The sequence below is a fragment of the Vibrio ezurae NBRC 102218 genome (assembly GCF_000467185.1).
GTDB lineage: Bacteria > Pseudomonadota > Gammaproteobacteria > Enterobacterales > Vibrionaceae > Vibrio > Vibrio ezurae.
Genome location: NZ_BATM01000038.1, coordinates 1 through 20,032, shown reverse-complemented (window position 1 = coordinate 20,032; position 20,032 = coordinate 1). Strand labels below are relative to the sequence as shown.

Annotated in this window: 12 protein-coding genes and 1 tRNA gene; 6 read left to right on the top strand and 7 right to left on the bottom strand. The window is 42.8% G+C overall.

Going from position 1 to position 20,032, the window contains the following annotated elements; translation table 11 throughout:
- Window positions 1-109 precede the first annotated feature (109 nt).
- Entirely contained in the window at window positions 110-2,119 is a 2,010-nt protein-coding gene (locus VEZ01S_RS16405) for a polysaccharide lyase family 7 protein (protein ID WP_021714326.1), read from the bottom strand.
- Between the two features lie 631 nt (window positions 2,120-2,750).
- Window positions 2,751-3,302, bottom strand: a complete 552-nt coding sequence (locus tag VEZ01S_RS12070; RefSeq protein ID WP_021714325.1) for a single-stranded DNA-binding protein — start codon at window positions 3,300-3,302, stop codon at window positions 2,751-2,753.
- A 285-nt stretch (window positions 3,303-3,587) separates the two neighbouring features.
- Here VEZ01S_RS12070 and VEZ01S_RS12065 point away from each other — a divergent pair, with 285 nt between their 5' ends.
- The 4 genes from VEZ01S_RS12065 to VEZ01S_RS12050 all read left to right on the top strand — a co-directional run bounded on the left by VEZ01S_RS12065 (window position 3,588) and on the right by VEZ01S_RS12050 (window position 9,949).
- On the top strand, window positions 3,588-4,223 hold the full coding sequence (locus tag VEZ01S_RS12065) for a LuxR C-terminal-related transcriptional regulator (RefSeq protein ID WP_021714324.1): 636 nt from the start codon (window positions 3,588-3,590) through the stop codon (window positions 4,221-4,223).
- A gap of 107 nt (window positions 4,224-4,330) precedes the next feature.
- Complete coding sequence (galU, locus tag VEZ01S_RS12060) at window positions 4,331-5,209, top strand: UTP--glucose-1-phosphate uridylyltransferase GalU (protein ID WP_021714323.1); 879 nt, start codon at window positions 4,331-4,333, stop codon at window positions 5,207-5,209.
- Between the two features lie 126 nt (window positions 5,210-5,335).
- Complete coding sequence (gene uvrA, locus VEZ01S_RS12055; RefSeq protein ID WP_021714322.1) at window positions 5,336-8,161, top strand: excinuclease ABC subunit UvrA; 2,826 nt, start codon at window positions 5,336-5,338, stop codon at window positions 8,159-8,161.
- Between the two features lie 18 nt (window positions 8,162-8,179).
- Window positions 8,180-9,949, top strand: coding sequence for a PglL family O-oligosaccharyltransferase (locus VEZ01S_RS12050; RefSeq protein WP_021714321.1), 1,770 nt, complete (start codon window positions 8,180-8,182; stop codon window positions 9,947-9,949).
- A gap of 28 nt (window positions 9,950-9,977) precedes the next feature.
- Here VEZ01S_RS12050 and VEZ01S_RS12045 read toward each other — a convergent pair whose 3' ends face one another.
- Entirely contained in the window at window positions 9,978-11,087 is a 1,110-nt protein-coding gene (locus tag VEZ01S_RS12045) for a pyridoxal-phosphate-dependent aminotransferase family protein (RefSeq protein WP_021714320.1), read from the bottom strand.
- A gap of 334 nt (window positions 11,088-11,421) precedes the next feature.
- Here VEZ01S_RS12045 and lysC point away from each other — a divergent pair, with 334 nt between their 5' ends.
- Window positions 11,422-12,723 carry a lysine-sensitive aspartokinase 3 gene (lysC, locus tag VEZ01S_RS12040; protein ID WP_439654013.1) on the top strand — a complete coding sequence of 434 codons (1,302 nt, stop codon included), beginning with the start codon at window positions 11,422-11,424 and terminating at the stop codon, window positions 12,721-12,723.
- A gap of 52 nt (window positions 12,724-12,775) precedes the next feature.
- On the opposite strand, the gene metH is transcribed toward lysC, so the two are convergent.
- Entirely contained in the window at window positions 12,776-16,444 is a 3,669-nt protein-coding gene (gene metH, locus VEZ01S_RS12035) for a methionine synthase (RefSeq protein ID WP_021714318.1), read from the bottom strand.
- 184 nt (window positions 16,445-16,628) lie between these two features.
- Here metH and VEZ01S_RS12030 point away from each other — a divergent pair, with 184 nt between their 5' ends.
- Complete coding sequence (locus VEZ01S_RS12030; RefSeq protein ID WP_021714317.1) at window positions 16,629-17,924, top strand: cation:proton antiporter; 1,296 nt, start codon at window positions 16,629-16,631, stop codon at window positions 17,922-17,924.
- Between the two features lie 140 nt (window positions 17,925-18,064).
- Here the strand turns inward: VEZ01S_RS12030 and metA are convergent, their stop codons facing one another.
- The 3 genes from metA to VEZ01S_RS12015 form a co-directional block, all read right to left on the bottom strand.
- Entirely contained in the window at window positions 18,065-19,006 is a 942-nt protein-coding gene (metA, locus tag VEZ01S_RS12025) for a homoserine O-acetyltransferase MetA (protein ID WP_021714316.1), read from the bottom strand.
- A 97-nt stretch (window positions 19,007-19,103) separates the two neighbouring features.
- Window positions 19,104-19,646 (bottom strand): hypothetical protein, encoded by a 543-nt coding sequence (locus VEZ01S_RS12020; RefSeq protein WP_052032226.1) that lies wholly within the window; start codon window positions 19,644-19,646, stop codon window positions 19,104-19,106.
- Window positions 19,647-19,893: 247 nt separating this feature from the next.
- A tRNA-Asp gene (locus VEZ01S_RS12015) sits at window positions 19,894-19,970 on the bottom strand.
- Window positions 19,971-20,032 lie beyond the last annotated feature (62 nt).

The following is a 20,032-nucleotide window of genomic DNA, read 5'->3' as shown; positions in this document are numbered from 1 at the left end:
ATGACTGATTTATTAATTATTGAGTATGTTTTGAATAATAGAAAACGCCCCCTTAAAGCCAGTGGCTATAAGGAGGCGTTGGCGATTAAAAACGCTGTTTTTATTCTAACTAGTCATGAGTAACATCAATCACAGTAAATGTAACCGAGGCATAATCTGGGTACTCTGTACCTGATTTATTCTGGTTATATAAACCTGCTTTGAAATACATGTAATCGTCTGCATAAAAGTCAGAAATAGTAATTGCGTCTGTATCACTTGAGTTGCGGATTGTTTGCTTAGAACGTGTTTTGGTATAAGCAATTGAATCTGCAGTCGTGTATGTGTAGCCATCGTGCCAAACTGTCACTTTTAGTTGGTCGCCAGTTAGGTCAATTTCGTAGCTCCACTCATCACCTAGTGCGATACCATTTTCAGGCTCAACTGGGTCACCACTTGCATCTTGGTCAGTATCGTTTTTATCCGTAAAGCCGATAACGTTGATACGGTCACCAGGGTTGCCACTAGAGTCATCGACAGTAAAGAATACTGAACCTTTATCGTGCTCCGGTAGTTTGCGGTAGTAGATCTTAACAGGTTCATGATCCCCACCATGAATCTGACCCACAATGATGCGTCCAATTTGATCTTCACTTGTTGCATCTACAGACACTTGGTTAACCACTAGAGTGGCTTTCATGTTGCCGTTAACGCCACCAGCGGCTGATTGATCAGAGGATGATGCTTCACTTGTTACCCAGTTATTCTTAGTGATACCTTTAACATTCGCATCACCACCATCAGTGTATCTTGCCATTAGCTCACGCAGTTCAGAGCGAGGGTAGGTTGAACCACCAGAACTTGCCGCGTCATTTTTCACAGAGAAGGTCACACAACCATCATTAAAGACAATTTCTTCTGCGCCGTTAGAGCCTAGTGTTTTGTTGTCAACAAGGTCTTGAATATCTTCAACATCATTCATTGATACACCATCACCAGTGGTGTATCCCCAAATAGACATGTCGATATTACAGCTGCCAACAATCTCACTGCCTGAACCTGAATCTGAACCAGAGTCACCAGAACCAGAATCAGTATCTGAGCCAGAACCTGAATCACCAGAGCCGCTGTCAGAACCAGAGTCTGAGTCTGTATCACCATCGCCACAGCCATAGACTTGCGTTTCAATAATACTGTTCCACTCAGAACCTGCTGAGTTACCCGCACCAATAATACGTACATAACGTGCTTGGGTATCAGCAACATCAACATCTTCAAAACCAGAGTTTGCACCTGATGAAATACCACCAGACAGTACCGTTACCCAGTTGCTATTATCTGTTGAAGTTTCAACATCAAAGTAAGAGCTGCGCGCATTACCTTTGTACCACTGAATGGCTAAATCCGTCACTGAGGCTTGAGAACCAAGGTCAAACGTTATGGCTTTACCCACACCATTTGAAGACCAACGCGACTCATCTGTTGTATTATTATCGTACGCATTTTCAGGGCCGTGGCCGTCATTAGTGCCATCATCATAAGCGCTGGCAATGCTTAACTGACCACTGCTATCGACACTACAAGAGCCACCAACACTACCAGAATCACCCTCTCCTGAACCACTGTCAGAGCCGTCATCGGTATCAGGATCAGGAGTTGGAACTGTACCTGAATCGCCACTGTCATCCGTACTTTCTAAAGTAAAATCATCAATGCGGCCTTCATCACCACCATAACCACCAAAAATGGTGACCGAGGTTGCAGAGCCAGAGTTAAATGAAAGACTGACTTGTTGGAAGTCGTCTCCTCCCCCTGTATTGCTATAAGTTTGACCATCAACCACCGCGCCGATCTCCCCCAGACCTTTAACATAAGCGCTTAATAAATAAGTAGTATTAGGTTCAACTGTTAACACTTGCTCAACTTTACCGGCAGAGCCTGTAATTTTTGCTGAGCTTGATCCAGTACGAGCATCCCCTGAAATAGCCGAAGGATCAGTGTCTGACCAACCGTCAAAACTACTTTCAAAACTGGCATTTTCAATGGATACAGTTGCCGCATGAACGGCCGGCAACACCCCGATAGATAAGGCTGTAGCAACAACCACAGTAAGGTATTTCTGTTTTGTCTTAAGCATCATAATAAATGATATCCCTAAAGATTATTACCTAGTGAAGACCCCTGATAATTTGTCTTCAATCCCTATAGAACAGATATATGATTGTTATATTCTTATAATACAAATCATTTCCGTTGAAACTAAAAGTAACTTAATTTTACTTTTTAGCAACATTGGAAATTACAAAACAATTCAAAGTAGGATATGCATCACGATTAATACTGAATTTTAAGGTATTAGTTTGAGCTAGCTCGCTCACACTTTGTAGGGGTAAGTGAAGGGGTAGTTTTTCGTCACATTTAATCAAGAAATAGGTTTTTCACTCAATAGCCCTAAATTTCCCGTGACTATTTTTACTTATGTTATCAATACAATAGCTAAGATAAATAGCATAGAGGCTACTCAGTCATGCATTTTTATTACAAGAGTGGCTATACATTGAGCGAGCCACTACTGCATTTATCATCCGTTGTTTATACGCAATAAACCAAGAGAAAATATCCACAAAAAACGAGCATTGTGAGGTTAAATCTGAAGTGTGTTTCTGCTAATACAAAGTGAATTTCTAGAATATTAAATAATAAAAAACCCGCTATATTAGCGGGTTCATTTTATTAATGTGTTTATACCAACACTTTACAGCGAATATTCCTTAAAACGGAATATCGTCGTCAAAATCCATTGGTGGCTCATTATACTGCTGAGGAGCCTGTTGTGGTTTCTGCTGTTGCGGTTGTTGCTGAGCGGGTTGGTGAACTTGAGGTTGCTGAGGTTGACCCCATCCACCTTGTTGTTGACCTTGTTGCTGAGCGCCGTATTGGCCGCCTTGGTTTTGACCTTGGCCACCACCTTGACGAGAACCTAGCAGTTGCATTTGACCTGTTGGCCACTGCACTACCACTTCTGTTGTGTAGCGATCTTGACCTGATTGGTCCTGCCACTTACGTGTTTGCAATTGGCCTTCGATATAAACTTGTGAACCTTTTTTCAAGTACTCACCAGCAATCTCAGCAGTTTTACCAAACAAAACAACACGATGCCATTCTGTTTTTTCACGTTGTTCACCACTGGCTTTATCACGCCAAGTCTCTGAAGTCGCAATTGTAATATTTGCAATTGCATTGCCATTTGCGGCGAAACGAACCTCAGGATCCTGCCCCAAGTTACCCATAATAATTACTTTGTTGACGCCACGGCTAGCCATGTATCACTCCATTTACTTTTTATTTGCGCTAATACGCCAAGCATAACACGCCTAACGGACTACTTAAATCACTAGAAAGTGTAATAGAGAGACTGCCCTATAGATAACATCCATACAAAAGCAGAAACACTTATTTGCATTTTTTTCGACTTATCACGCAATTTTATGCAATAAAACACATGAGACAGGACTTTTTATTGAATATAATCGCAAAAAGTTAGTGTCGAGCTTCTCAAATTGGAAAGATATAAAAGAAACTGACCGTAGTTAACAGGGAGGAAAAGTATGTATTTTGATGGAATAAATTCTCAGCTTTTTTTGCATGAGAGCGGCGGGTTTAGTGGCGAGGTAATTCAACAATTACAAGAGGAATCAAAGCTAACCCTGTACCCTCTAGAAGAATGGCACATGAGCTACAAGCCTAGCTTAACACCGATTATTTTTGTGGATTACAACGACCCAACATTTGACCCTGCAGACTTCGAGAACCCAAGTACACCAGGGAAACATATCAATATGGTCATTACTCAAGCACCGTTGCAACTAAAAACAGCCGACTTACTTAAATATGGACGTTTGCGCGGGGTTTTCTATAAACAACAATCCTTTGATGACATTGTGCAAGGTTTGCAAGCGTTAAGCCAAGGACGCTCATGGCTAAGTAAAGCGGTCAACGAGCAGTTAATTTCTTATTATCAATCCGTGCTGGTTCGCTATGCGCCACCACATACCATTGACTTAACACGACGAGAAATGGAAGTTCTGGAAGCATTAAGAATAGGTAAATCCAACTTTGGCTTAGCTGAACAATTATTCATTAGTGAACACACTATAAAGTCTCATTTATATAAGATTTTCCGCAAAATTAAGGTAAAAAACCGAGAAGAAGCAGTACTGTGGGCACATCATTTTCTGCCATAGAGCAATAAAATTGCAGATTTAACCTAAGTGTATTTTATATCGCCTAATTCTAATGATAGAGTTAGGCAAAACTATTTAATTATAATGACTCAGTTAGGTTACCCCTCATGATTAAAAAATGCCTTTTTCCTGCAGCAGGTTACGGGACTCGCTTCCTACCCGCGACCAAATCAATGCCAAAAGAAATGATGCCTGTCGTTAATAAACCTCTTATTGAATACGGTGTTGAAGAAGCTATTCAAGCAGGTATGGATGCAATGTGTATTGTGACAGGCCGTGGCAAACACTCAATCATGGATCACTTTGATAAGAACTATGAACTTGAGCATCAAATTCAAGGCACCAATAAGGAAGAATTACTCGTAGACATTCGCAATGTCATTGAGTCAGCCAACTTTACCTACATTCGCCAACGCGAAATGAAAGGCTTAGGTCATGCAATTCTAACCGGGCGTGAACTAGTCGGTGATGAACCTTTTGCAGTCGTTCTTGCTGATGACCTATGTGTCAATGAAGAACAAGGCGTTCTAGCGCAAATGGCAGCGCTTTATAAGCAGTTCCGTTGCTCTATTGTGGCTGTGCAAGAAGTGCCAGAAGATGAAACACACAAGTATGGTGTGATCAAAGGTGAAATGATCAAAGACGACATCATCCGCGTTGATGATATGGTAGAAAAACCAGAAGCTGGGACAGCACCGAGCAACCTAGCCATCATTGGTCGTTATATTCTAACTCCAGATATCTTTGATCTTATTGAAGAGACAGAACCAGGCAAAGGCGGTGAAATTCAAATCACTGATGCCCTGCTTAAACAAGCTAAAGCTGGTTGTGTGCTTGCCTACAAATTTAAAGGCACTCGTTTTGATTGCGGTAGCGTAGAAGGCTATATCGAAGCCACTAACTACTGCTTTGAAAACATCTATCTAAAAGATAAAAAAGCCACTGAACTTGGCAAAAAATCGACATTAAAAGAACCTATCAAGTAAAACGATAGCCACTCTAAATCTTAAAAACAGTGACCCAGTGTCACTGTTTTTTTATCCAGTATTTATTTGCAGTCGTTTAAAGCTATGTAATACTTGGCAGATGATTATGTAATTGAGCAGGATTAGATGGATACTATCGACGTTCGTGGTGCTAGAACTCACAACCTTAAAAACATCAACCTCACTATTCCAAGAGATAAACTGACGGTTATTACTGGCCTATCCGGTTCTGGTAAGTCGTCGTTGGCTTTTGATACTTTATATGCCGAGGGTCAGCGTCGCTATGTTGAGTCTCTATCAGCCTATGCCCGCCAATTTTTATCTTTGATGGAAAAGCCAGATGTTGACCATATTGAAGGTCTGTCACCTGCTATTTCAATAGAACAAAAATCAACCTCTCATAACCCCCGTTCAACAGTGGGTACAATTACCGAAGTGTATGATTACCTTCGTTTATTGTATGCCCGTGTTGGCGAACCTCGTTGTCCTGAGCATAAAGAGCCTCTATCCGCGCAAACCATTACTCAAATGGTCGACAAAGTGCTTGAGTTGCCAGAAGGCTCAAAAATGATGTTGCTGGCTCCGATAGTTAAAGAGCGCAAAGGGGAACACGTTAAAACCTTCCAGAATCTCGCTTCACAAGGCTTTATTCGTGCGCGTATTGATGGTGATATTTGCGATCTTTCCGATCCACCGACGTTAGAATTACATAAAAAACACACCATTGAAGTTGTCGTCGATCGCTTCAAGGTGCGTAGCGATCTCCAGCAGCGCCTTGCTGAATCCTTTGAGACCACTTTAGAGCTCTCTGGCGGGATCGCCGTCGTCGCCTCGATGGATAAAGGCGACCAAGAAGAGATCATCTTCTCTGCCAATTTTGCTTGTCCACGCTGTGGTTATAGCATGCAGGAATTAGAACCAAGACTGTTCTCTTTCAACAACCCTGCCGGGGCTTGTCATACTTGTGACGGGCTTGGGGTGCAGCAATATTTTGATGAAAGCCGAGTGGTTTTAGATGGCAATCTAAGCATTGCCGAGGGAGCAATCAAAGGCTGGGATCAAAAGAACTATTATTATTTCCAAATGCTAGGCGCACTGGCTGAGCACTATGATTTTGACTTGTATGCACCTTTTAAATCTCTGCCGAAGAAGATCAGAGAGATCATATTAAAAGGCTCGGGGCGTACCGAGATCGAATTTAAATACATCAATGATCGTGGTGATATTCGAGTTAAGACGCATCCATTTGAAGGTATTCTTAATACACTAGAACGTCGCTATCACGATACTGAATCCAATTCTGTGCGTGAAGATCTCGCCAAATATATCTCGACTCGTTCTTGCACCAGTTGTGATGGCACTCGATTACGACAAGAGGCGCGTAACGTATTTGTAGACGATACGCCATTGCCTAGCATTGTTGAGATGAGCATTAGCGAAGCATTAGACTTCTTTAAAAACATGAATCTCGAAGGGCAAAAAGCGCAAATAGCCGATAAGATCATGAAAGAGATCAACGATCGCTTAAGCTTTCTGGTTAATGTTGGCCTTAACTATCTCAACCTTTCTCGCAGTGCTGAAACCCTATCTGGTGGTGAAGCGCAGCGTATCCGTTTGGCCAGCCAAATTGGCGCAGGTTTAGTCGGTGTAATGTATGTATTGGATGAACCTTCCATTGGCCTGCACCAAAGAGACAATGAGCGCTTACTTGGCACCCTTACCCATTTGCGAGATCTTGGAAATACCGTTCTTGTGGTAGAACATGACGAAGATGCCATTCGAACTGCCGACCATATTATTGATATAGGCCCCGGTGCCGGCGTACATGGCGGACATGTCGTTGCAGAAGGGACTTATGACGATATCATCAACAACCCTGATTCACTAACCGGACAATACCTAAACGGCACCAAAGAAATCGCGATTCCGAAAAAGCGAACTCCTGTCGATAAAGAGAAATTGATCGTGCTAAAAGGCGCGTCCGGCAACAATTTAAAAACCGTTGATCTGACCATTCCTTGTGGACTATTTACTTGTGTCACTGGAGTATCAGGTTCGGGTAAATCAACCTTAATTAATGACACCTTCTTTAAAATTGCACATAGAGAACTCAACGGCGCAACCACCAGCAATCCAAGCGCTTATGACACAGTAGATGGCTTACAGCATTTTGATAAAGTGATCGATATTGACCAAAGCCCTATCGGTCGTACCCCAAGATCAAACCCTGCCACTTACACCGGAATCTTCACGCCGATTCGTGAGTTATTTGCCGGCACTCAAGAGTCTCGTTCTCGCGGTTATAAGCCGGGTAGATTTAGCTTTAATGTACGAGGTGGCCGCTGTGAAGCGTGCCAAGGCGATGGTGTAATCAAAGTTGAAATGCACTTCCTACCAGACGTTTATGTACCTTGTGACTCTTGTAAAGGCAAACGCTACAATCGTGAAACCCTAGAAGTTAAATACAAAGGTAAGTCCATTGATGAAGTGCTGAATATGACGGTGGAAGATGCGCATGCTTTCTTTGAACCTGTACCTGTCATCGCCAGAAAGCTAAAAACTTTAATTGATGTGGGGCTTTCGTATATTCGTTTAGGACAAGCGGCAACGACGCTATCAGGCGGTGAAGCGCAGCGTGTGAAACTAGCCCGAGAATTATCTAAGCGTGATACCGGAAAAACCTTGTATATTCTGGATGAACCTACCACTGGATTGCACTTTCATGATATACAACAGTTACTTACTGTTTTACATCGCCTGCGCGATCACGGTAATACAGTAGTGGTTATCGAGCACAACCTTGATGTGATAAAAACCGCAGACTGGATTGTCGATCTTGGCCCTGAAGGCGGTCAAGGTGGTGGCGAAATTGTCGCAACCGGTACACCAGAGCAAGTAGCGAAAGTAAAAGGCTCACACACCGCTCACTTTTTAAAGCCTATGCTTAAATAACAACAAAGGACGCAACCAATGGCAACCCTGTTAACTACAGGTACATTACTTGAAAAAAAGACTCCTAAAGTACCGTTTAACAGGCGTTTTCTACTGTTTATGGGGATCATATTCCTCATCGCCACACACTTTTTCTCCCCCAATCCTGGGGGAGCAGGTTTAGCGCTCTCTTTTAACCCTCCAGTATGGGCATTTTTGAGTATTGCACTTGGTATTGCCATGTATCAAACCGCCAATAATCGTGCCATCAAATACTCAAAAATGACCGTGGCTCTGTTTATCAGCTGTTTGTTGATGACCTTACCTGTGCTATTGCCCGATGCCAATGTTGAGATTGTACTGCCAAGGTTAATGGGATTATGGGCCGGCTTTTTTCTGTTCCTATCTTTTCAGCAATTTAGATTTAGTAACGAAGAAAAGCAGCGATTACTGTGGTTTATTTTATTTTCGGTCGCCATTGAAGTACTATTTGGTTGGGTGCAATACACATTACTGTCACCGGGTAATCCATTTGGTTACGACACACTAAGAAATCGTCCTTATGGCATCTTTCAGCAACCCAATGTCATGGCTAGCTTCTTAGCCACAGGACTGGTGCTTTCTGGATACTTACTCGCAAGACAGCCTCACGACAAATACTTAAAGTGGCGACAAAAAATCTCCTTTTTGTATGCCATTCCGCTACTGACAATCCCTTTATTAGTGGTGCTAGCTTCTAGAACCGGTTGGCTAGGTGCCATCATTGCTGTTGCTATGGTCTCGCCTTATCTATATCGCTTTGCCCTGCGCTCACGAGCCATCATTTGGTCTGCTGCGGTTTTGATTGGACTCGCTATTGGTGTCGGCTTGACCTTCACGGGCAGCAGTCAGTCATTAATCAGCCAAAAAGCCGACTTAGAAAGCCCACGTGCTTATACCTTCCCACAGGGGATCGATATGATTATCGAACGCCCTATCTCAGGTTATGGCTACGGAAAATTTGAATCGGCTTATATTGTCTATACCGCAAGACAACACCAAATAAACCCAGACTATCCTGCCGGTTTACCTTCGATGGACCATCCGCACAATGAGCTACTGATGTGGGGAATTGAAGGAGGCATAATACCTTTAGTCGGGATATTTCTGGCGATGGGATTTGTGCTATACCGCTTGTATATGGTCAGGCAGGGCACTCGCGTTGGCATCTTGGCACTCTTCATACCGATAGTGCTGCATACGCAATTAGAATACCCCTTCTATCACTCTGCTATCCACTGGGTATCATTTATTGTTCTGCTGTATTGGGTCGATCAACGTACAGCACGTTATCACCCACAAAGCTTTGGCCGCGTGAGTAAAATGTTCCTACGCAGTGCCAGTTTGATATTACCTATATTAACCTGCGTCTACATGGTGACAGCGCTACAGACCAATTATATTCTGACTCAATTTGAACATTCTAAGCCTAAAAATCCAGATATCTTAGACAAAGTAACAAACCCTATCGCATGGAAAGATCGTTACGAATGGGATATCAACAGCACCTTGTTAAACATTGGCATTGCCACCAATCAAAAACAGCATATTCAAGCCTATGTTGATTGGTCACTCCCGTTTATAAAAGACAAGCCACGCCCTGCGCTATACAAAAACTTAATACTGGCATATTTAGCTCTAGACCAAGAGCAGATGGCGAATGCTATTCGTAGTGAAGCGGAGTTTTTATTCCCTAAAGTGGACTTTAGCACTGTATCGTTAAAGAGAATTAAGGTGAGTAAGGCGCAACCTACCACCAGCAACGAATAATCCCTCACTGGTGGTTTAGCTCTCTTGGTTATAAAACCTCTTTAAGTGCCTGCAAGCAAAGTGCGACATTTTCCTTGCGGGCGCCATAGCCCATCAAACCGATGCGCCATGCTTTTCCTGCTAAGTCTCCCAGCCCCGCGCCAATTTCCAGATTGTACTCATTCAATAGGCGTTGACGCACAGCGCTATCATCAACACCTTCTGGAATATAAATCGCGTTTAATTGTGGCAATCGATATTGCTCATCCACTACAAATTGAATACCCAGCTCAGATAACCCTTGTTTCAATATTTGATGAGCATCGGCATGACGTTGCCACGCTTGCTGTAACCCTTCCTCTTTTAATAATAATAAGGATTCGTGCAGCGCATACAAGCTATTAACTGGCGCTGTATGGTGGTAAGCACGTTTACCTGCACCGCTCCAATACCCAAGCACTAAGCTTTGATCTAAGAACCAGCTTTGTACTGGGTGAGTTCTCGATTCAATTTTTGCTAGTGCTTTTTCTGAAAAGGTCAAAGGGGACAATCCCGGAGTACAAGATAAGCATTTCTGGCTGCCAGAATACACTGCATCCAACTGCCATTCGTCAACCAATAGCGGCACGCCGCCTAGCGAAGTGACCGCATCAACAATCACTAGCATGTCTTTCGCTTTTGCTATTTTTGACAATGCTTGCGCGTCACTTAGAGCACCGGTTGATGTTTCAGCGTGCACAAACGCAACCGCTATCGCGTCAGGATGTTCAGCAACAGCGCTAGCCAATTTAGTCTCTGATACCGGTGCGCCCCATTCATCGTCCACCACAACCGCAATACCGCCACAACGCTCTACGTTTTGTCGCATTCTTTCGCCAAAGACGCCATTACGACAAACGATTACTTTTTCTCCCGGCTGAATCAGGTTGACAAAACACGCTTCCATCCCCGCACTGCCTGGTGCTGAAATCGCAATCGTAAATTCATTTTCGGTCTGAAAAGCATATTTTAATAGAGACTTAAGCTCATCCATCATGCCGATAAAGAGAGGATCTAAGTGTCCTATCGTAGGGCGCGATAAAGCTTGTAATACTTGCGGGGAAATATCTGAAGGCCCAGGGCCAAGTAAAGTGCGTTTAGGGGGATTGAAGCTGCGCATAGGTAAAGCCTTAATTTTAAATGGGAATACACAGCTTATTGCATAGAAAACAGGCGTTCAATCAGCAAAGTTTAGAAGTATGCGGCAGGTAAAAGATCAAGGATTTGTATTAAGACATTGACATAATTTATACAAACCAGTTCAATGAAGAAAAGAGAGAAAAACCTTAGGGCAAGCTCTAATTGTCAAATGTGTGATTAATAAAACACATTTGAAACCCATGTTGTTGATTCAATATGGATATTTGCACATTCTAAAGGATTAATGGAGAAATACAGTGAGCGCAATTAACGTTGCTAAATTTGGCGGTACCAGTGTCGCAAACTTCGAGGCGATGAGCCGTTGTGTGACTATCGTAGAAAACAACCCTCAAACTAAACTTGTTGTGATTAGTGCCTGCTCTGGCGTCACCAATATTTTGGTGGAGCTTGCAAACGGTGTTACTGAAAAAAACAAACGCGAACAACTTCTACAAACGTTAGTTGATATTCATTTCTCGATTATCAATCAATTACAGCACCCTGAAAAAATCAATAATGAGATCAATGAAATACTGACCAAGGTATCACAATGTGCCGATAAAGCAGCACATGAACCAAGTGAGCAACTTACCGATCAATTGGTCTCTTGTGGCGAACTCATGTCTACGCACATTCTTTGCCAATTAATGTGCGAGCAAGGCCACAATGCGCAACGCTTTGATATTCGTACCGTCATGAAAACCACCTCGGTATTTGGCAATGCAGAGCCACTTCTGGATGAAATTAGTATTGCGGTACAAACTCACCTTGCGCCTTTATGCAAAGAGTCGATTGTGATTACTCAAGGTTTTATTGGCTCCGATCTCAATAATAAAACAACGACTTTAGGTCGTGGTGGCAGTGACTATAGCGCGGCCCTAATTGCCGAAGCGCTTTCAGCATCAGGGCTGGAGATCTGGACTGATGTTCCAGGTATTTACACGACGGACCCACGTATCGCCTCTCAAGCACATCCAATCAAAGAAATCAGTTTTGCTGAAGCTTCAGAAATGGCTAACTTCGGTGCAAAAATCTTACACCCATCAACATTGGTTCCGGCACTAAGACACAAAATACCTGTTTTTGTAGGTTCATCAAAAGAGCCACAATTAGGAGGGACTTGGGTAAAACAAGAAGTCGACAGCGCACCACTATTTAGAGCGGTCACATTGCGTGGTAATCAAACCATGATTACCTTAAAGAGCCTAAATATGTTCCAAGCCAGTGGTTTCTTAGCCAAAGTATTCACCATCCTGGCACAGCATAAAGTCTCGGTTGATCTTATTACTACCTCTGAGATCAGTGTTTCACTAACGCTTGACCATACCAGCACCCAAGGTGGCTCACCAAAACTACCACCCGCAGCCCAACAAGAATTAGAAAAACTATGTTCGGTTGTGGTAGAGCACAACCTAAGCCTTGTTGCTCTTATTGGTAACGAAATGGGACAAGCTAAAGGAGCCGCTAAGAAGATTTTCAGCACACTTGAAGACTACAATTTACGTATGATCTGTTACGGCGCCAGCTGCCATAACTTGTGCTTCTTATTACATGAGTCTTATGCACGAAATGCTGTTCAGCATCTACACAGAGAATTGTTTGAACACGAAGACTGAAAGTAACGATAAAAAATGGGGCTCGATAGAGCCCCATTTTTGTTGTTAACACCTAACCATTTAAATTTGGTCCTAACCATTTTTCCGCTTCTAACCACTCCCAACCTTTACGCTCGGCGTAGTCTTTTGCTTGATCTTCTTGGATTTGTGCAATAGCAAAGAAACGACTGTCTGGATGAGAGAAATACCAGCCAGATACCGAAGCACCCGGCCACATTGCATAGCTGGTTGTGAGTGACATACCGATACGTTCTTCCACTTGCATAAGATCCCATAAAGGACCTTTCTCTGTATGCTCAGGACAGGCAGGATAACCTGGCGCAGGACGGATGCCTTGATACTTCTCACGGATAAGATCATCGTTGCTCAATTGCTCATCTGGGCTATATCCCCAAATTTTTGTGCGCACTTCTTGATGCAGATATTCGGCAAAAGCTTCCGCTAAGCGGTCAGCCACAGCTTGGATCATAATCGCGTTATAATCATCGCCCGCCGCTTTGTAGTTATCCGCTAACTCTCGCTCACCAATACCGCCAGTGACTGCAAACGCACCAATCCAATCTTTTACACCACTCTCTTTCGGAGCAATATAATCGCTCAAGCAGTAGTTGAATCCCTTCGGCTTTTTCGTTTGCTGGCGAAGATGGTGTAAGGTTTTTGCAACGGTGGTACGAGACTCATCGGTATATACTTCAATATCATCCCCGACACTATTTGCAGGGAATAACTGACAAATGCCATTCGCTTTTAAAATGCCATCGCGTTCAACACGATCAAGAATATCATTCGCGTCTTTAAATAAACGTCGAGCTTCTTCACCCACCTCTTCATGATCAAGAATAGCGGGATATTTGCCCATTAAAGTCCACGTCATAAAGAAAGGGGTCCAATCGATATATTCACGCAGTACTGACACACTCATATCTTTAATGATAACAGGGTCTAGTTGCTTCGGCGCAGGAGGAGCATAAGATTGCCAATCGATATCCACTTTGTTCTCACGCGCTTTATCTATCGTAATTGGCGCACTCTTAGGGCGCTTTCTCGCATGTTGGTCACGAACGCGTTCGTAGTCCAAAACCAGTTTCTCAACAAAAGCTGGCTTGAGTTCGTCAGACAATAAGGATGAGCACACCCCAACCGCGCGTGAAGCGTTGTTTACATAAACAACGGGCTCTGAATAGTTCTGTTCAATTTTAACGGCTGTATGCGCTTTAGAGGTGGTTGCACCACCAATTAATAGCGGTAGATTAAACCCTTGACGTTCCATCTCTTTGGCTACGTGCACCATCTCATCTAAAGATGGAGTGATCAGTCCGGAAAGGCCAATGATATCGACATTTTCTTCTTTCGCGACTTTCAAGATTTTGTCACAAGGCACCATGACACCAAGATCGATGATTTCATAGTTATTACACTGTAATACCACACCAACAATGTTTTTGCCGATATCGTGAACATCGCCTTTTACGGTTGCCAATAGTATTTTGCCGTTGGTTTGCCCCACTTCTTTAAGTGCATCGATATACGGCTCTAAGTGACCCACAGCTTGCTTCATTACACGAGCCGATTTTACAACTTGTGGTAAGAACATCTTACCTTCACCAAACAAGTCACCGACCACATTCATACCATCCATAAGAGGCCCTTCAATCACCTCTAATGGTTTACTGGCTTTCACTCGCGCCTCTTCGGTATCTTCAATAATAAATTCAGTGATACCCTTAACCAGTGCATGTTCAAGACGTTTTTCTACTGGCCAGCCACGCCACTCCAGCGCCGTACCATCATCTTTAGGGCCAACACCGTTTTCACGGTATTCATCCGCAATATCAAGTAATCGTTCTGTGCCATCAGCACGACGGTTAAGAACAACGTCTTCAACCGCATCACGCAACTTATCTGGGACGTTATCGTAAACTTCTAGCTGACCAGCATTCACAATCCCCATATCCATACCGTTTTTAAAACAGTGGTATAGAAATACAGCGTGGATAGCTTCACGTACGTAGTTGTTACCACGGAAAGAGAAGGAAACGTTGGATACCCCTCCAGAAATCATTGCGTGAGGCAAAGTACGTTTAATGTCAGCAACCGCTTCTATAAAATCGACCGCATAGTTATTGTGCTCGTCAATACCCGTTGCCACCGCAAAGATATTCGGGTCAAAAATAATGTCTTCAGCAGGGAAGCCCACTTCATCGACGAGAATATTGTATGCATTGGTACAAATTTCGACTTTGCGTTCACGAGTATCTGCCTGCCCAACTTCATCAAAGGCCATCACGATAACCGCCGCACCATAGCGTCGAATCAGCTTAGCTTGGGTAACAAACTTTTCTTTGCCTTCTTTCATAGAGATTGAGTTAACAATCCCCTTACCTTGAATGCATTTTAGACCCGCTTCGATAACCTCCCACTTAGAGGAGTCAACCATGATCGGTACTTTAGAAATTTCAGGCTCTGAGGCACAAAGATTGAGGAAACGAACCATACACGCTTCAGCATCGAGCATCCCCTCATCCATGTTGATATCGATGATCTGAGCGCCGTTTTCAACCTGTTGACGAGCGACATCCAACGCTTCTTCGTAAAGCTCTTCTCGGATCAAACGCTTAAAGCGAGCGGAACCCGTTACGTTAGTTCGTTCACCAACGTTCATAAATAAAGATTCTTTCTCGATCGATAACGGCTCTAAACCAGAAAGGCGACAGGCGGGTTTTATCTCTGGTAATGCACGAGGTGTCGCTTTTTCTACGGCATCGGCCATCGCTCGAATATGTTCAGGCGTAGTACCACAACAGCCACCAACAAGGTTGAGAAACCCTGACTCTGCCCACTCTTCGATATGCTCGGCCATATCTTCGGCAGACAGGTCATATTCACCAAAGGCATTTGGTAGACCCGCATTAGGATGGACAGAAACAAACGTCTCAGAAATACGAGACAGTTCTTCAACATAAGGACGCAACTCATCTGGACCTAATGCACAGTTCAAGCCAAACGAAATTGGATTTACATGACGCAATGAGTTGTAAAAAGCTTCTGTGGTTTGCCCAGACAGCGTACGGCCCGATGCATCGGTAATTGTACCGGAGATCATAACTGGCAACGTCTGACCAATTTCATCAAAGACAGTCTCAACGGCAAATGCACAAGCCTTAGCATTGAGAGTATCAAAAACGGTTTCAATAAGAATAAGGTCTGAGCCACCCTTAATTAACGCTAATGTGGACTCTTTATAAGCGACAACCAATTCATCAAAACTGACATTTCGAAAACCAGGATCGTTAACATCAGGAGAAATGGAACAAGTGCGGTTGGTTGGACCTAAAACACCCGCGACGTAACGTGGTCTCTCTGGGGTCTTCTTAGTCCATTCGTCAGCAGCTTCACGAGCAAGCTTCGCCGCCACATAGTTAATCTCTTCACTCAACTCCTCCATGTCGTAATCCGCCATGGCAATGGTGGTCGAGTTGAAGGTGTTTGTTTCTAAAATATCAGCGCCCGCTTCCAAGTAGTCACTGTGTATCTGTTTAATTAACTGCGGCTGAGTAAGAACAAGTAGGTCATTATTGCCTTTTAAATCACAATGCCAGTCGGCAAAGCGAGAGCCTCTATAGTCTTCTTCTTCTAATTTCTGGTTTTGGATCATGGTGCCCATACCACCATCGATCAAAAGAATGTGCTTCTTTAATTGGGCTTCTATCTGTTCTCTCATACTGCATCCTGCTCAGACATGCTATTACTTACTTATGAATAACATCCTATCACAGAAAAATTAGATTTCTAGACGTCTAAAGTATGCATATTGACGCTATGATGCAGTATTACGAGGAGTTTTATTTGATATCAGTATTATTTTGTCTCACAGTGATGAGACTGACTAAATCAAGGAGGAAGTAATGGAAGCCTACCATACGCTATGTTTTCTAGCTGCGGGTGCGGTATTTATCGCATTTATAAACAGTAAGATAGGAAAGATGCAGACCACCATTGCTATAACAGCAGGAGCTATGATCCTTTCGCTTGCAATCATAATTATAGGGCAAGCAGGGTGGTTTAAACTATCGCATGTCGCAAGTGAAACCATCGCATCAATTAATTTTGAAGACTTTCTATTAAAAGGTATTCTTGGTTTCTTACTGTTCGCTGGAGGCTTAGGAATCCAGCTGAATCATTTAAAAGATCAAAAGTGGGAAATCACGTTTTTAGCTCTTGGAGCTACGTTATTTTCGACTTTCGCCATTGGATTTGCTCTACATGAAATCTTTGGCTTACTTGGCTTCCAGTTAGATCTTATCTACTGCTTACTTTTTGGCGCCCTTATCTCTCCAACGGACCCTATTGCGGTATTGGCCATCGTAAAGAAGTTGCGAGCCCCTGCACGTATTTCTACGCAGATCGAAGGGGAATCACTGTTTAATGATGGCTTTGGTTTAGTCATTTTTGTCACTATGTATACCATTGCCTTTGGTAATGACGCCCCTACATTTACGTCAGTCACTACACTATTTCTACAAGAAGCTATCGGGGGCATCGCCTACGGCTTTGTGCTCGGCCTAATCTTCCATAAACTCATCAGCTTAACCGATGATCATTCAATGGAATTACTCCTTACATTGCTTGTGCCTTCGGCAGGATATGCGTTGGCAGAATTAATGGGAGTTTCCGGACCTCTATCTATGGTGGTATCGGGAATCATTATCGGCAACTGGACCCGTAAAACAGGTTTCAGCGAAGAAAGCCATCGCAGCTTAGACCATTTTTGGGAGCTGATTGACGAGTTCTTAAATGGCGTACTGTTCCTACTAATCGGCATGTCAATGCTGCTATTTGAATTTCACAAAGAAGACTGGATTGTAATGGTCATTGCTGTGCCATTAGTGCTCATCGTCCGTTACCTAAGTATTAAACTCTCGTATCTGTGCTTCAATCGGTTTAGATACTACAACCCAATGTCAGTAAGAATTCTTACTTGGGGGGGGCTAAGAGGCGGGCTTGCACTGGCAATGGCGCTTTCTATACCTGCGGGAATTATGGTCATTCCAGAGAAAAATATTGATGTAAAAGAAATCATAATGGTGATGACCTACTCTGTAGTCATGTTCTCTATTCTTGTACAGGGAATGACAATTACCCCAATGATAGAAAAAGCGAAGCGTTTAGAGCCAGCTGTAACGGAAGACAACAACGAGTAATTACACTGCACCCTGGATTCATAGAAGGCACCTAAAAGCCTTTCAAGCAGGCTCAGATAACACAGTTATTAGCTGCCCCAAAAAACACAAAAGGCATACCTATATACAGGTATGCCTTTTTATTTTCTCAGCGCAAACGGCTATTCGTCAGTGGTAAAGTTCTTCTCTGAGAACTGATCCAAATCGTAAGGCGTTTGCTGATAAACGCAGTAGTTTAACCAGTTACTAAACAACAAATGCCCATGGCTTCGCCAAGTTGCATGTGGTTCATTGCTAGGATTATTATCAGGGTAATAGTTAACTGGAACTTGAGGGTCCATACCTTCACCACAGTCTCTAACATACTCAGTATGCAGAGTGTGTGACTCATACTCTGGGTGCCCAGTAACAAATACATTTCGCTTATCTTGTGTTGCGGCTAAATAGACGCCAGCTTCTTTCGAAGTCGCGAGAATATCTAAGTCTGTATTCTCTTCTAAATAACTCGGAGAAAAATCAGCGTAACGCGAATGAGGTGCTAAGAAGCAATCATCAAAGCCTCTTAAGAGTGGATGGTAAGCATTGTGAGTCTCATGGCTATATACCCCTGAAAGCTTCTCTTTACGTGTTCTCTTCGGTAAGTCGTAAAGCAGCTTCAGTCCTGCTTGTGCAGCCCAGCAAACGTATAGTGTTGAGGTTACGTGCTCTTTTGCCCAAGACATAATCGTTTTCAAATGATCCCAATAGAATACATCCTCGAACTGCACTAAACCTAGTGGTGCACCCGTAATAATGAGCCCATCAAAGTTTCGTTCTTTTACCGCTTCAAATTGTCGATAAAAGTTGTCTAAATGCTCAGTCGGTGTGTTTTTACTCGGTCTATTATCAATACGAAGCAATTCGATATCAACCTGAAGCGGGCTATTCGAGAGTAGACGCAGAAACTGAGTCTCTGTTTCTATTTTCTTTGGCATTAAATTTAAGATCAACACACGCAATGGTCGAATCATTTGAGTTGATGCGCGAGTTTCTGACATCACAAAGATGCTTTCGCCTCTCAGTATATCGGTTGCAGGTAATTGATCGGGAACTCGAATAGGCAAAACTTCACTCCTCTAAGCATCTAGACGTCTATACGTTTCTAAATTCAGACTACTGTAATATAAAGGAAGTGTCGAGTGCGAATATGCAATCTAAGTATTAATCCCGTGACCATTGGTACTTAGAAGGTTGCCCTAATCGTTCAAAATAGTGTGGATGTAATTGTTTAAATTGATCTTTTTTAATGTCAGATATATTCCAATCAGCAAAATTAATCGTTAATTCGCTTTCTTCAAAGTTCACAATCATCTTATTTAAATGAGTAGTAACCGTACTAAAACTCAATTGGTTATTGTTTTCACAACTAAAGGTGACCTTCTGTGGAGGTAATTGGTTGAGTTGTATCTGCGTTTGATTAGGTCCAGAACAAGCCTGAAAACGAGAGAGATGCAGTACCAACTTATTATCCATAGTGGTATACACAGAGACTTCTGCGGAATGAAAAAAATAGACCTTACGTAACAATAATTGGTGAGTATCGCTAGTACGAGTAACCTGCACTCCACCATCAATAAATGGGAAACTGAGCCATTGCCAATCGTAGCCTTTACTCTGATATGACAATAGAGCAAACAAACTACCAAACGCCGTTAAACAACAAATAGAAAATAAAAAGACGACGAATAGAAACCACTTCTTCATTGACTCAAATAACCATTCTTTGCGAAAAATACTAATCGTACTAAATAATAGGTCATTCTAAAATGTTCGATAACTGAGTTAGATTTTTTGATTGTAGAGTAACGACTTATTGATAATATTCTGTCTTGTTCTCGAGCATTTTAATAATGCTATTTCTGATCAATTACTTAGTGTGATTGGTATAAAAAGATAGACGATATTATAGACGAAAAAAAGCCCTAGCATTTCTGCTAGGGCTTCTTATTAGTGGCGGAGTGGACGGGACTCGAACCCGCGACCCCCGGCGTGACAGGCCGGTATTCTAACCAACTGAACTACCACTCCGCACCAATTTGTTACTAAACAAGGTCTTATAAATGCCCTATCCAGTTTTTGTTCCTAGATAC

What these genes read in the sequence shown, in the direction of transcription:
- metH (WP_021714318.1), bottom strand. Translation starts at nt 16,444, where the DNA reads ATGAGAGAACAGATAGAAGCCCAATTAAAGAAGCACATTCTTTTGATC.
- VEZ01S_RS12070 (WP_021714325.1), bottom strand. Translation starts at nt 3,302, where the DNA reads ATGGCTAGCCGTGGCGTCAACAAAGTAATTATTATGGGTAACTTGGGG.
- galU (WP_021714323.1), top strand. Translation starts at nt 4,331, where the DNA reads ATGATTAAAAAATGCCTTTTTCCTGCAGCAGGTTACGGGACTCGCTTC.
- VEZ01S_RS12065 (WP_021714324.1), top strand. Translation starts at nt 3,588, where the DNA reads ATGTATTTTGATGGAATAAATTCTCAGCTTTTTTTGCATGAGAGCGGC.
- VEZ01S_RS12045 (WP_021714320.1), bottom strand. Translation starts at nt 11,087, where the DNA reads ATGCGCAGCTTCAATCCCCCTAAACGCACTTTACTTGGCCCTGGGCCT.
- VEZ01S_RS16405 (WP_021714326.1), bottom strand. Translation starts at nt 2,119, where the DNA reads ATGATGCTTAAGACAAAACAGAAATACCTTACTGTGGTTGTTGCTACA.
- uvrA (WP_021714322.1), top strand. Translation starts at nt 5,336, where the DNA reads ATGGATACTATCGACGTTCGTGGTGCTAGAACTCACAACCTTAAAAAC.
- VEZ01S_RS12030 (WP_021714317.1), top strand. Translation starts at nt 16,629, where the DNA reads ATGGAAGCCTACCATACGCTATGTTTTCTAGCTGCGGGTGCGGTATTT.
- VEZ01S_RS12050 (WP_021714321.1), top strand. Translation starts at nt 8,180, where the DNA reads ATGGCAACCCTGTTAACTACAGGTACATTACTTGAAAAAAAGACTCCT.
- VEZ01S_RS12020 (WP_052032226.1), bottom strand. Translation starts at nt 19,646, where the DNA reads ATGAAGAAGTGGTTTCTATTCGTCGTCTTTTTATTTTCTATTTGTTGT.
- lysC (WP_439654013.1), top strand. Translation starts at nt 11,422, where the DNA reads ATGAGCCGTTGTGTGACTATCGTAGAAAACAACCCTCAAACTAAACTT.